This is a genomic window from Arthrobacter sp. MDT2-34-1, from assembly GCF_059091365.1.
On the sequence record NZ_JBNHGO010000003.1, the window covers coordinates 57,747 to 70,248 of the forward strand.

Genomic DNA, 12,502 nt, shown 5'->3' on the forward strand with positions numbered 1-12,502 from the left:
CCGAAGGGATCAGAGGAACCGGTCCAGCAGGCTGGTTTCGGCGATGCGGGACAGGCCCTCGCGTATCACGCGGGCCCGCTGTTCGCCGATGCCGTCCACCGCCATCAGGTCGTCGATATTGGCCGCCATCAGCGACTGCAGTCCGCCGAAGTGGTCGACCAGCCGGTCCGCCACCGCCCGCGGCACCGACTTGACTGCGGCCAGCAGCCGGTAGCCGCGCGGCTGGACCACGGCGTCGAGGGAATCCTGCCCCACCTGGATGCCGATCACGCTGGCGACGCGGCCCAGGTCGATCAGGTCGTTCGAGGTGAAACCGCGCAGCGTGTGCAGGGCGGCGTCGACGTCGATGCCGCCCTTGATGTCCGCGTAGTCGCGCAGGATCATCTCGCTGTCCGGGCCCAGCCCCGAGGTCAGTTCATCCAGCTGCAGGGAGAGCAGGCGCCCGTCCACGCCGAGCTCCAGCACGTACTGGGAGATCTCGTCCGAGATGCGGCGGACCATTTCCTGCCGCTGCAGGGTGACCGCCACGTCCCGCACGGTGACCATGGCCTCGATCTCCAGCGCGGACAAGGAGCTCGTGACCTGGTCCAACCGGGCGCGGTACCGCTCCAACGTGGCCAGCGCCTGGTTGGCGCGGGCGAGCACCGGCTCCGAGCCCTCCAGCACGTGCCGGATGCCTTCCACATACAACGCGATGATCTGCATGGACTGGCTGACCGAGATGACCGGAAGCCCGGTCTGAATGGCGACCCGTTCGGCGGTGCGGTGGCGCGTGCCCGACTCCTGCGTGGGAATCGACGGGTCGGGGACCAGCTGCACGGCGGCCTTGAGGATGTTCGCCGCGTCCTTGTCGCAGACGATCGCCCCGTCCATCTTGGCGAGTTCGCGCAGCCGGGTGGGGGAGAAATCGATCCCGATGTCGAAGCCGCCGCTGCTGATCTTTTCCACCTGCTGGTCGTAGCCGAGCACGATGAGCGCGCCGGTGCGCCCGCGGAGAATCCGTTCCAACCCGTCGCGCAGCTGGGTTCCCGGAGCTACACGGGCCAGGGTCGCCTTAAGGGCGTCCTCGGGGCTCTTGACCATGGGGGAGTTTCCTTAGGGCCGGCGGGCATGGGGACGAGGCCGCCGTCCTGACAGCCCCAGGGTCCATGATAAGGCCGGACCTCGGCTAATCCGCTCCCGGCGCTCAGCGGAACAGCGTGGACAGCGCTTCGGAGACCGTGTGTACTTCCTTGACCGTGAAGCCGGCCGGCACCTGGCCTGCCCCGTCGGGGGACGCCGGCACGATCGCGTGCGTGAACCCGAGCCGTTCGGCCTCCTGGATCCGCCGCAAGATTCCCGGTACCGGCCGCACTTCACCGGCCAGGCCGACCTCGCCGAAGGCGATCAGCTGGGCCGGGAGCGGCTGGTTGGTCTTGGCCGAGGCGATGGCCAGCACGGTGGCCAGGTCCGTGGCGGGTTCGCTGAGCCGGACGCCGCCCACCGTCGCCACGTAGCTGTCGTCCTTGTGCAGCGACATGGAGGCGCGGCGCTGCAGCACGGCCATCATCATGGCCACACGGGAAGAATCCAGCCCGCTGGTGGCGCGCCGCGGCTGCGCATTGGAGGTCTCGGCCAGCAACGCCTGCACCTCGGCCACCAGCGGCCGCCGACCCTCCAGCGTCACGGTGATGCAGGTGCCGGAAACCGGATCCTTGGTCCGGGACACGAACAGGCCGCTCGGGTCCGTCAGGCCTTCGATGCCGGCCTCGGTCAGGTCGAAGCAACCCACCTCGTCGGTCGGGCCGTAGCGGTTCTTGACCGCACGCACCAGCCGCAGGCGCGAGTGCCGGTCGCCGTCGAACTGGCAGACCACGTCCACGAGATGCTCCAGCAGCCGGGGCCCGGCGATCGAGCCGTCCTTGGTTACGTGCCCCACCAGGATGGTGGTCATGCCCTTGCGCTTGGCGGCGTTGATCAGCGAGGCGGCGACCTCGCGCACCTGCGTCACCCCGCCGGCGGCTCCCTCCACCGCGCTGCTGCTGAGCGTCTGGACCGAGTCCACGATCAGCAGCGCCGGCTCCAGCTGCTCCACATGCCCCAGCGCTATGCCGAGGTCTGTCTCGGCGGTCAGGTACAGGTTGTCCGCCACCGCCGAAATCCGTTCGGCCCGCAGCTTCACCTGGGCCGCCGACTCTTCGCCGGTGACGTAGAGCACGTCGCGGTCCAGCCGGGCCACCCGGGCGGCAACGTCCAGCAGCAAGGTGGACTTGCCGATGCCCGGCTCGCCGGCCAGCAGGATGACTGCACCGGGGACCAGGCCGCCGCCGAGCACCCGGTCGAGTTCGCCCACGCCGGTGGCCCGAAAGGCCGCGGTGGTGGCATCGACGTCGGCGATTCGTTCCGCGGGCCGCGAGACGGCGGCCGCGGCCGTGGTGCGCGCCACCACTTGGGTGGCCTCTTCAACCGTTCCCCAGGCCTGGCACTCGCCGCACCGGCCCACCCATTTAGCCGTGCTCCAGCCGCACTCGGCGCAGCGGTAGGCGGGGGCCTTAGAACGGGTCTTGGTGCTCATGGACCCACAGTAACCGGGGCGCCGGACAATCAGAGCCTGGGCAGGTAGGACGTGGCGTCGTCCTGGCTCAGCCCGGCGGCCTTGAGCAGGTCCACCATGAGCGGCCGGAAGACCAGGATCAGGCCCTCGCCCTCCAGGGTGATGACGCCGAGGGTCTTGGGGTGCAGGCGCGTGGCAATCTCTGCCAAATCGTTGCGGGCGCCGGAGAGCCGGCGTTCGCGGGCGCCCGGGTCCCGGTCGGAAAGCCCGGCAGCGAGGATTTCGACGGCGTCGGCGGTCTCCTGGAGCACCTCGGAGAAGCTTGCGATCGCCTCGTCGGACATGGCCGCGTGGTTGATCACGGACGTCAGGCGCCGGGAGAAGACCCGGCTGTTGCGCATGGCCAAATCCGCCATCTCCGCAGCATCCTGCAGGTCCCCCACCTCGTCCCGGTGGCGGCGGTGCGCCGGCGAAATCCGGGCCACTTCCCGCGCCGAGCTGAAGCTGCCGCGGATGTCGTCGATCAGGTTCTGGCTGCCCCGCGCCCTAACCAGGGCGTGCCAGGCCTTGGTGGAGTCGCTGTGGGCGAGGGCGACGGAACACTCGCGCAGCACCGAGGCAAGTTCGTCGAGGAGCGTCTGCAGCTTGGATCGCGGTTCGGAGCGCGGGTCGCCGGGGATCAACATGGTCACGAGCATCGCGAAGGCGCCGCCGATGACGGCATCGAGGCTGCGGGTGAACGGCCCCCCGTCCGGGGCGGGCAGCAGCACCACCAGCACCGACTGCAGCGCCATCTGCGTGGTGAAGATGGTGCCGCTGTCCAGGAACCGGGCCAGGAGGATGGAAACCAGCAGCACCAGGGCTGCCTGCCAGATGCCCGGCCCGAGGAAGTGCAGCAGCAGATCGCCCACCGCGATGCCCAGCGTGCAGCCGATGGCCACTTCGAGCACTTTGCGCGCCCGGGGCCCCGTGGAGAAACCGAGCGCAATGATGGACGAGGTGGCGGCGAACAGCGGGCCTTCGTGGCCCAGGACCTGCTCGGCCACGACGTAAGCGGCAACGGCGCAGAAGGTGATCCGCACCGCGGGCATGACCGAGGACTTGCTGCGGCTGAAGCCGGCGCGTCCGCGTTTGCGCAGGAACGACCGGGCCTGTGCCAACGGGGTGCCTGCGCTCATGTTCCCAGTCTAGGCGGGGCTCGCCCGGCCCCGTCCGGCCCCGTCCGGGCCCACGGCGTCGGCACAGGCCGCCCCCGGGCCCCCGTCCGGCCTGCAAGACCCCGGCCCGGCCCCCGCCCCTAGTATGAGTGCGCTCACAAAGGCAAGGCCTGCACGCCGTCGGTTAGTAAACCGTCCGGTCTTGTTCACCTTGCGTTCACTTTGGCCGTGCACATTCTTTACGTGGCGCCCATAGCCTCGAGGGAGCACGACGCCAGGGCGAAAACACGTCCGGTCGTCCTGATCCGTTCTCACCCTGAAAGGGACCATACACGTGAAGGCACTTCGCATCGGCCGCGCGGCCGCCGTCCTCTCCGTTGCAGCGCTGGCGCTGACGGCCTGTGGCTCCGACAACGCCACCGGCAGCCAGGCCGCCGCAGGCAGCACCGAGACCGCAGCAACGGTTTCGGGCACGCTCTCCGGCGCGGGCGCTTCCTCGCAGGATTCCGCCATGCAGGCCTGGATTGCCGGCTTCGGCGCGCAGAACCCCGAGGCCAGCGTGCAGTACTCGCCGGACGGCTCCGGCGCCGGCCGCGACGCCTTCCTGGCCGGCGGCGTGCAGTTCGCCGGCTCGGACGCCTACATGGACGAGGAAGAATGGGAGCAGGCCAAGGAGGTCTGCGGCCCCGACGGCGCCATGCACATCCCCGGCTACGTCTCCCCGATCGCCGTCGCCTTCAACCTCGAAGGCGTGGACTCCATCAACATGGACGCCGAGACCATCGCCAAGGTCTTCCGCGGCGAAATCGCCACGTGGAACGACGAAGCCATCGCTTCGCAGAACGAGGGTGTGGAACTGCCCGACACCCCCATCACCGTGGTCCACCGCTCCGACGAGTCCGGCACCACCGAGAACTTCGTGGAGTACCTGGCTGCCGCCGCCGGCGACGTCTGGACCGACGAAGTCTCCGGGGAATGGCCCGCCAAGCTCCAGGCCGAGAACGCCCAGGGCACCTCCGGTGTGGTTTCCGCCACCACCGCGACCAACGGGGCCATCACCTACGCCGACGCTTCGGCCGTCGGCGACCTGGGTACCGTGAAGGTCAAGGTCGGCGAGGAATACGTCGAACTGAGCCCCGAGGCCGCGTCCAAGGCCGTTGAGGCTGCCACCCCGGTCGAGGGCCGCGGCGAGCTTGACATGTCCCTGGACCTCGACCGCGACACCACCGAATCCGGCGCCTACCCGATCGTGCTGGTTTCCTACCACATCTACTGCTCGACATATGCTGATCAGAACACCGTTGACCTGGTGAAGGCCTTCGGCAACTACGTGATCAGCGAAGAAGGACAGCAGGCCGCGCAGGACTCGGCCGGCAACGCGCCGATCTCCGAGACCCTGCGCGAGCAGGCCAAGGCGGCTATCGACTCCATCTCGGTGAAGTCGTAGCCCACACGAAGTCCGGTTGGCCCCGCGCCGTCGCAGTTTGACGCGCGGGGCGCAGCCGTGTTCCGGCCGGGGCGAAATTGCCCGGACGGAACGAAGCCGCAAGACTGGCAGAACAGCTAGACGAAGTACAGAACCCGAAGGGTTATGAAGTGTCCCAAACATTGACCGAGACCGGCCAGGGCCGCGCCGGCGACAAGGTCTTTTCCGGCCTTGCGCTTGCCGCGGGGTGCCTGATCCTCTTCGTGCTGTTCTGCGTGGCGGCGTTCCTGCTGTGGCAGGCCCTGCCGACGTTCGGGGCAGACCCGGCCGCCATTTCCGGCGGGAACGGCTTTTGGGGCTACATCTGGCCCATCGTCATCGGCACGCTGATCGCCGCGGCGATCGCCCTGCTGCTGGCGACCCCGGTCGGCGTGGGAGTCGCACTCTTCATCTCCCACTACGCACCGCGGAGGCTCTCCCAGGGCCTCGGCTACGTGGTGGACCTGCTGGCCGCCATCCCCTCGGTGGTCTACGGAGCTTGGGGCATGACCGTGCTGGCTCCCGCGCTCGTCGCTCCCTACACCTGGCTGGCGGAGAACGCCGGCTGGATCCCGATCTTCGAAGGCCCCGCCAGCCAGACCGGCAAGACCATGCTGACGGCCGGAATCGTGCTGTCCGTGATGATCCTGCCGATCATCACCTCGCTCAGCCGCGAAATCTTCCTGCAGGCGCCCAAGCTCCACGAGGAAGCGGCCCTGGCTATGGGCGCCACCCGGTGGGAAATGATCAAGATGGCCGTCTTCCCGTTCGCCCGCCCGGGCATCGTCAGCGCGGTGATGCTGGGCCTCGGACGCGCGCTCGGCGAGACGATGGCCGTGGCCATGGTGCTCTCCGGCGGCGGGCTCATCGCCAGCCTGATCAAGTCGGGGAACCAGACGATTGCCGCCGAGATCGCCCTGAACTTCCCTGAAGCGTACGGGCTGCGCTTGTCCGAACTGATCGCCGCCGGCCTGGTGCTGTTCGTTATTACCCTGGCCGTGAACATGGTCGCCCGCTGGATCATCAGCCGGCACAAGGAATTCTCGGGAGCCAACTGATGTCCAAACTGCTCACTGAAACGCCCGCCCCGACCAAGCGCAACACGCTCACCAAGAACCAGATGCCCGGCTGGGCCATCTGGGCCGTCGCTGCCGGCTCGCTCATCCTGGGCGCCGCGGCCTCGTCGTTGATCGGTTTCGGCCTCGTCTCCTGGGCCTTGTTCTCGGCCGTAATCTTCGTGATTGCCGGCTACATCGTGACGCTCTCCGTCGAGGGGGCGCGCAAAGCCAAGGACCGCTTCGCCACCAACCTGGTCTTCGCGGCGTTCATCATCGCGGTCGTGCCGCTGATCTCCGTGATCTGGACCGTGCTGCAGAACGGCGTCGCCGGGCTCAGCTACAACCTGGTCTTCACGTCGATGAACGGCATGACCGGCATGATCGACAACGAAACGACCGCCAACGGAACCGACGTGCTCGGCGGCGCCTACCACGGCATCGTCGGTACCGTGCTGATCACCCTCTGGGCCACCATCATTTCGGTGCCGATCGGGCTGCTCACCGCGGTCTACCTGGTCGAATACAGCAAGGGCGGACCGCTCTCGCGCGGCATCACCTTCTTCGTGGACGTGATGACCGGCATCCCCTCGATCGTCGCAGGCCTGTTCGCTGCCGCACTGTTCGGGCTGATTTTCGGGCCCAGCACCCGCACCGGCTTCGTGGCCGCCGTCGCCCTCTCCGTGCTGATGATCCCGGTGGTGGTCCGCTCCACCGAGGAAATGCTCAAGATCGTCCCGAACGAGCTCCGCGAAGCGTCCTACGCGCTGGGCGTGCGCAAGTGGCGCACCATCCTGAAGGTGGTGGTGCCGACGGCGATCTCCGGCATCGCCTCCGGCGTCACCCTGGCCATCGCCCGCATCATCGGCGAGACGGCGCCGCTGCTGGTCACCGCGGGCTTCGTGAACAGCATCAACTGGAACGTGTTCGGCGGCTGGATGACCACCTTGCCCACGTTCATCTACCGGCAGCTGATGAACCCGACCTCGCCCACCAACGTGGACCCCAGCATGCAGCGTGCCTGGGCCGCTGCGCTGATCCTGATCATCTTCGTCATGCTGCTGAACCTGATCGCCCGGCTGATCGCCCGCATCTTCGCCCCCAAGACCGGCCGCTGAGCCAGAACCAAAGAGAAGGAACCCCATGTCCAAACGCATCGACGTCAAGGACCTGAACGTCTACTACGGCAACTTCCGGGCCGTGGAGGACGTCAACATCAACATCGACGCCCGGTCCGTCACGGCTTTCATCGGCCCCTCCGGCTGCGGCAAGTCCACCTTCCTGCGCACGCTCAACCGCATGCACGAAGTGCTGCCCGGCGCCCGGGTGGAGGGCGAAGTCCTGCTCGACGGGGACAACCTCTACGGCCAGGGCGTGGACCCGGTGACCGTGCGCAGCCAGATCGGCATGGTCTTCCAGCGCCCCAACCCGTTCCCCACCATGTCCATCCGCGACAACGTGCTGGCCGGGGTCAAGCTGAACGACAAGCGCATTTCCAAGTCGGACGCGGACGCGCTGGTAGAGAAGTCGCTGACCGGCGCCAACCTGTGGAACGAGGTCAAGGACCGGCTGAACAAGCCCGGCTCCGGCCTTTCCGGCGGCCAGCAGCAGCGCCTGTGCATCGCCCGGGCGATCGCGGTGTCGCCGCAGGTGATCCTGATGGACGAGCCCTGCTCGGCGCTGGACCCCATCTCCACGCTGGCCATCGAGGACCTGATCGAGGAACTCAAGACGGAGTACACCGTGGTGATCGTGACCCACAACATGCAGCAGGCGGCGCGCGTGTCCGACAAGACGGCGTTCTTCAACATCGCCGGCACCGGCAAGCCGGGCAAGCTGATCGAATACGGCGATACCCCGTCGATCTTCAGCAACCCCACCCAGAAGGCCACGGAAGACTACGTCTCCGGCCGCTTCGGGTAAGACGGCGGCAGCACGACGGCGGTGCCTCCCCTCGCGGGAGGCGCCGCCGTCGCTGTTTAAAGGCGCCAGGGAAGGGCCAGGGACGCCCATGGCCCGGCTAGAGCATCGGATCCAGGGCCAGCAGCAGGATGGCTCCGACGAGCGAGGTTGCCAGCAGGGTCAGCACCCACGTGGCCAGCACGCGGATGGCCACCCGCCAGCGCACCGCATGCATCCGCTGGGTGGACCCCGCGCCCAGGATGGCCGCCGTCATGGTGTGCGTGCTGGAGAGCGGCATGTGCAGCCCGATGGCCCCGACGAACAGCATGGCGGAGCTGACGCCCTGTGCGGTGGCGCCGTGCAGGGGATCGATCCGCACCAGCCGCGACCCGAGCGTGTGCGAGATCCGCCAGCCGCCGAAGAGCGCGCCCACGGCCAGCAGCACCGCCGCGAACAGCTGCACCCACAGCGGCATCCGGTCGCCGGAGGCATAGCCGGCCGCTGCCAGTCCCAGCAGCACCACGGCCATGGTGCGCTGCCCGTCCTGCAGGCCGTGGCCCAGCGAAAAGGTACCCGCAAAGACCGCCTGGGCCAGCCTGGTGGTCCGGCCGACCTCGCGCGGGGTGCGGTAGCGGGCCAGCCACGTCAGGGGGACGATCGCCAGGTAGGAGAGCACGAACGCCACCAGCGGCGACAAGAGCAGCGGCAGGATCAGCTGGCCCCAGATCGGGTTCTCCGTGGCACTGATGTTCTCGCCGCCCAGCAGGGTGGACGCCGCCCCCGCCCCGATCAGGCCGCCCAGCAGCGCATGCGTAGACGACGACGGCATCCGCTGCCACCACGTGAAAACTCCCCACGCGCAGGCGCTCAGCAGCCCGGCCAACAGGATGCCCAGGCCCGACCGGCCCTCGGGCAGGCCGATCCAACCGGTACTGATTACCAGGGCCAGGGTGCTGGAGATCAGCGCACCGGCCAGGTTGCAGACGGACGCGAGCACGACGGCGACATTCGGGGTGAGCGCGCGCGTGCGCACCGAGGTGGCGACGGCGTTGGAGACATCATGGAAGCCGTTGATGAAGGCAAAGCAGCCGGCGAAAGCGACCACCAGCACCAGGAGGAACAGCTCCACCTACGATTCCTTGACCAGGATCTGGCCTACGTGGTGGGAAGCCTGGCGCAGCGTCTTGGTGGCGGCGATCAACTGGTCGGCCACGTCGCGGTGCCGGGCCAGCGTGGCGCCCTTGTGTTCCGACAAAAGCTCCGAGACCCACACGCGGTGGGTGCGTTCGGCCCGCTTGGCCAGCCGGACCATCTCGATGCAGTACTCCTCGAGGTCCTCCAGGGAGTTCAGCCGCGGCATGGCGTCCCGGGTCATCTCCGACATCCGGCCGATGACCTCCAGCTGCTCCGAGGCCCGGCTAGACAGACGCTTCACCCGGTTGAGTGCGATAAGTTCCGCGGCGCCGTCGAGGTGTTCAAAGGTGTGCACCAGGTGCAGCGAGAGCTGGAACATGTCCTCGCGGGGGAGGGGATTGACGAAGCTGGTCCGCAGCGTGGTCAGCAGGGCGTTGCGCAGCCGGGAGACGTTCGCGTCGCGGTCGTGCAGTTCTTCGGAGAGCTTGTCGTAGTCGTCCGCAGGCGCCCCGAGGATCTCCGAGAGGGTCTTGACTCCCGCCATCAGCTCGGCTGCTGTGAGGGCGAGCAATTCGAGGCTCTTGGTGTCCTGGGGGAAGAGGCTTAGCTTCATGTCACCGGCGGTTTCTCACTGGTCCGTACGGCGGAAGGGAAGCATCCGCCGTGCCTAGATTAGCGCCTCTTCGCGAACAAAAATTAATGGTGCCGAACTGGGAGCGCCTCTCGGCGGAAGGCCGCTCGAGGCGGCTAAGAGTTGGAGCCCGGGGCTGCCACAGTTCGACACCACCTTCAGTTTTCTACGCCTCACTGCGGATGTCAACAGCCGCGAAAATACGGGGAAAAACGTGTCAGCAGAGGCTATCTGTGGTACACGCGCGCGTCGTTCCGGGAGGGCCTTCTCCGGACCGTCCTGCTGCTGCGGGCACCACCGCGGGGCCGTTGGCCCGGGTTCGGGGCGGGGTGCAGTCGGGCGGCTGGTCGGTGGTGGGTCGCCGGCGGGCGGCTGGTCGAGCTCGCCACGCCGCCATGCGACGGCGTTTCGGGCCGTTGGCCCGTCCGGCCGCTAGTCGAGCTCGCCGCGCCGCCAGGCGACGGCGGCCGCTTCCAGATCCTCGGCGGTCTTCACGAGCCGGTGTGAATTGAGCGTCAGCTTGGTGGCATGGTTCTCGTTGGCGGACTCGGCAGAGTCGGCGTGGTGGGTCTGGCCGAGCGCTACGATCCGGCAAAAGGCCGCCGACCGGTCAAGGGCCACATCGAAATCACCGTCGAAGGCGCCGGAGAGAATCGTGTCGGCCATGGCCCGGACTTCGTCGGCGCCGGGCGGTTCAGCTACTCCGGCGATGACCTTGGACACTTCTGCCGATGCCGTCCCCGCCTTGAAGTAGGCTGCCAGCTTGTCCGGATGGGACTGGGCCGCGGCGCGCAGGGCGTAAAGGCGCCAGAGCGCCCCCGGCAGGGAACGGGCAGGGCTTTCAGCCCACATTTCAGCAATGGCCTCGAGCCCCTGTTGGTCTGCCAGTTTGACCAGCCTCGCGGTCACCTCGGGATCGTCGGAGCCGCGCCCGCGGTGCACCAGGGCCTGTGCCGCGAGGTGGGCGGCCTCGGAGACGCGTGCCGGGTCGGCACCCCCGGCGAAGTCCTCAAAATCCACCGGGGCGAAAGGCTTCGGCTTATGCGGCCGGGGGACATCGTTTCCGTTGTTCGGGCTCATGCCTCGACCTTACTCCCGCCCCTGACGCCGGTACAGAGAGGCGTGGCCCCCGGCGACGGGACGTTCCGGGGCAGCCCGGCAAGGCGCGCGCCCGGCGGATTCGGGCGCGCGGTGGTGGGTGGGATAAACTGGGAACTGGCCAAATCCGACCTCGCATGGGTTTCTACCTAGGGCAGGGTGGACAGGCTGGCGGGCCTTTAGCTCAGTTGGTAGAGCATCGGACTTTTAATCCGCGGGTCGCGGGTTCGATCCCCGCAGGGCCCACCGCGAAAGCGGCTTCGACCGGTTTGCCGGTCGGAGCCGCTTTTTTCATGGGACGCCCCGGCTTGCAGGCCGAGTCAACCGCCCACGTCATGCAAACTTGTCCACGTTCAGGCCGAACTGTCCACGTCTTGGCTATCCACAGGCGCGTGACCTGCGCTTATATCTACGGGCGCTCCAAAACATGGACAATGGCACGACGGCGCTTTACCCCGGCGCCCTCAATGCCTGCACCCTGCTCGACTCACCCGATAGGGCGGGCTCCAGTGCGCCAGGTAACGGCGTCCGGGGCTTCCCGGCGTGGAGAAGCGCGGCCACGGGCGGTGCCGAGCGCGTAACGGCCTCCGTGGCTTTTCGGCGTGGAGAAGCCCGGCCGCGGGTCGTGCCGAGGCGCCGCGTAACGGCCGGGACTTCCCGGCCGTAGAAGCCCGGCCGCGGGTCGTACCGAGGCGCGGGTAACGGCCATACCGGCGCTCCTCGCACGGCTGAGGCCACACTTCCGACCGGTCGTCACACAACAAAGGTCACGAAATGGTAACGATAAAAACGCGCCCGGGCACCGCCGTGGTCATTCCGCCGGAGGGCAACTGGCACAAGGGATCCGGCGGAATTCGGCCGGGGCGGCAGGGGCGGCGAAAGCGTCCGAACCGCTGTCAAGTCGGCAGGTTTCGAGTTGATAACGGCTCTGATCTCGTTACGTTTGAAGGGATGGTTGAAGAACTAGCAGAAACCCAGACCAGACCGAGGATTGAAGCAAGCTTCCGTAAACCAACCCTGAACGACGGGCAGTCCCTGTGGCGCATGGCCAGGGATTCCCAGGTCTTGGACCTGAACTCGTCCTACTCCTACCTGCTGTGGACCCGCGACTTCGCCGAGACGTCGATCATCGCCACGGTGGACGGCGAGCCGGCCGGTTTCATCACCGGCTACATGCGCCCCGACGAACCGGGCACCTTGATGGTGTGGCAGGTGGCCGTGGACCGGCGGTTCCGCGGCCGCAGGCTGGCTGCGGACATGCTGGACCGCCTGGCCGGACAAGTCCTCGCCGAGCGGGTGGAAACCACCATCACGGCGGCCAATGTGGCATCCGTCCGGCTGTTTGCCGGCTTCGCGTCGCGCCGCGAGGCGCCAATGGAACGCGAACCGCTCTTCACGGAAGAGCTCTATCCGGACGGGCACGACACCGAATACCTGTTCCGGATCGGGCCGCTCAATTAATCCCGCCGGCCCGCCGCGGCCGGCCAAGCACCACCTCCACCAACGCACATCCGCATGAATTGACCT

At 67.8% G+C, this 12,502-nt stretch carries 11 protein-coding genes and 1 tRNA gene; 6 read left to right on the top strand and 6 right to left on the bottom strand.

The features are described from left to right. Positions 1-9: 9 nt before the first annotated feature. The 3 genes from disA to AC5RVV_RS13670 all read right to left on the bottom strand — a co-directional run bounded on the left by disA (position 10) and on the right by AC5RVV_RS13670 (position 3,711). Positions 10-1,083, bottom strand: coding sequence for a DNA integrity scanning diadenylate cyclase DisA (gene disA, locus AC5RVV_RS13660; RefSeq protein ID WP_494001944.1), 1,074 nt, complete (start codon positions 1,081-1,083; stop codon positions 10-12). Between the two features lie 103 nt (positions 1,084-1,186). Beyond that, positions 1,187-2,554: a DNA repair protein RadA gene (gene radA / locus AC5RVV_RS13665; protein WP_493978326.1), complete on the bottom strand. Its 1,368-nt coding sequence runs from the start codon at positions 2,552-2,554 to the stop codon at positions 1,187-1,189. A 29-nt stretch (positions 2,555-2,583) separates the two neighbouring features. Next, complete coding sequence (locus AC5RVV_RS13670) at positions 2,584-3,711, bottom strand: FUSC family protein (protein ID WP_494001945.1); 1,128 nt, start codon at positions 3,709-3,711, stop codon at positions 2,584-2,586. 313 nt (positions 3,712-4,024) lie between these two features. On the opposite strand from AC5RVV_RS13670, the gene pstS reads away from it, so the two are divergent. The 4 genes from pstS to pstB all read left to right on the top strand — a co-directional run bounded on the left by pstS (position 4,025) and on the right by pstB (position 8,133). Beyond that, entirely contained in the window at positions 4,025-5,137 is a 1,113-nt protein-coding gene (pstS, locus tag AC5RVV_RS13675; RefSeq protein WP_494001946.1) for a phosphate ABC transporter substrate-binding protein PstS, read from the top strand. A 149-nt stretch (positions 5,138-5,286) separates the two neighbouring features. Continuing rightward, a complete protein-coding gene (gene pstC / locus AC5RVV_RS13680) occupies positions 5,287-6,213 on the top strand; it encodes a phosphate ABC transporter permease subunit PstC (protein ID WP_494001947.1) in 927 nt (308 codons plus the stop codon). Beyond that, positions 6,213-7,328: a phosphate ABC transporter permease PstA gene (pstA, locus tag AC5RVV_RS13685; RefSeq protein WP_494001948.1), complete on the top strand. Its 1,116-nt coding sequence runs from the start codon at positions 6,213-6,215 to the stop codon at positions 7,326-7,328. The genes pstC and pstA overlap by 1 nt, the downstream gene beginning before the upstream one ends. 25 nt (positions 7,329-7,353) lie before the next feature. Next, positions 7,354-8,133 carry a phosphate ABC transporter ATP-binding protein PstB gene (gene pstB, locus AC5RVV_RS13690; RefSeq protein ID WP_494001949.1) on the top strand — a complete coding sequence of 260 codons (780 nt, stop codon included), beginning with the start codon at positions 7,354-7,356 and terminating at the stop codon, positions 8,131-8,133. A 97-nt stretch (positions 8,134-8,230) separates the two neighbouring features. Here pstB and AC5RVV_RS13695 read toward each other — a convergent pair whose 3' ends face one another. From AC5RVV_RS13695 to AC5RVV_RS13705, 3 genes are all read right to left on the bottom strand, one after another. Continuing rightward, complete coding sequence (locus AC5RVV_RS13695) at positions 8,231-9,241, bottom strand: inorganic phosphate transporter (protein ID WP_494001950.1); 1,011 nt, start codon at positions 9,239-9,241, stop codon at positions 8,231-8,233. Next, positions 9,242-9,859: a nuclease PIN gene (locus AC5RVV_RS13700; RefSeq protein ID WP_494001951.1), complete on the bottom strand. Its 618-nt coding sequence runs from the start codon at positions 9,857-9,859 to the stop codon at positions 9,242-9,244. A gap of 450 nt (positions 9,860-10,309) precedes the next feature. Beyond that, positions 10,310-10,957 carry a hypothetical protein gene (locus AC5RVV_RS13705; RefSeq protein ID WP_494001952.1) on the bottom strand — a complete coding sequence of 216 codons (648 nt, stop codon included), beginning with the start codon at positions 10,955-10,957 and terminating at the stop codon, positions 10,310-10,312. Positions 10,958-11,148: 191 nt separating this feature from the next. On the opposite strand from AC5RVV_RS13705, the gene AC5RVV_RS13710 reads away from it, so the two are divergent. Together AC5RVV_RS13710 and ectA are read left to right on the top strand one after the other, a co-directional pair. Then, a tRNA-Lys gene (locus AC5RVV_RS13710) sits at positions 11,149-11,221 on the top strand. 705 nt (positions 11,222-11,926) lie between these two features. Further along, entirely contained in the window at positions 11,927-12,436 is a 510-nt protein-coding gene (ectA, locus tag AC5RVV_RS13715; protein ID WP_494001953.1) for a diaminobutyrate acetyltransferase, read from the top strand. Positions 12,437-12,502: the final 66 nt, after the last annotated feature.

Bases quoted from the DNA above. Each gene is read 5' to 3' on its own strand.
- pstB (WP_494001949.1), top strand. From the start codon at position 7,354: ATGTCCAAACGCATCGACGTCAAGGACCTGAACGTCTACTACGGCAAC.
- radA (WP_493978326.1), bottom strand. From the start codon at position 2,554: ATGAGCACCAAGACCCGTTCTAAGGCCCCCGCCTACCGCTGCGCCGAG.
- pstA (WP_494001948.1), top strand. From the start codon at position 6,213: ATGTCCAAACTGCTCACTGAAACGCCCGCCCCGACCAAGCGCAACACG.
- AC5RVV_RS13700 (WP_494001951.1), bottom strand. From the start codon at position 9,859: ATGAAGCTAAGCCTCTTCCCCCAGGACACCAAGAGCCTCGAATTGCTC.
- disA (WP_494001944.1), bottom strand. From the start codon at position 1,083: ATGGTCAAGAGCCCCGAGGACGCCCTTAAGGCGACCCTGGCCCGTGTA.
- ectA (WP_494001953.1), top strand. From the start codon at position 11,927: ATGGTTGAAGAACTAGCAGAAACCCAGACCAGACCGAGGATTGAAGCA.
- AC5RVV_RS13670 (WP_494001945.1), bottom strand. From the start codon at position 3,711: ATGAGCGCAGGCACCCCGTTGGCACAGGCCCGGTCGTTCCTGCGCAAA.
- AC5RVV_RS13705 (WP_494001952.1), bottom strand. From the start codon at position 10,957: ATGAGCCCGAACAACGGAAACGATGTCCCCCGGCCGCATAAGCCGAAG.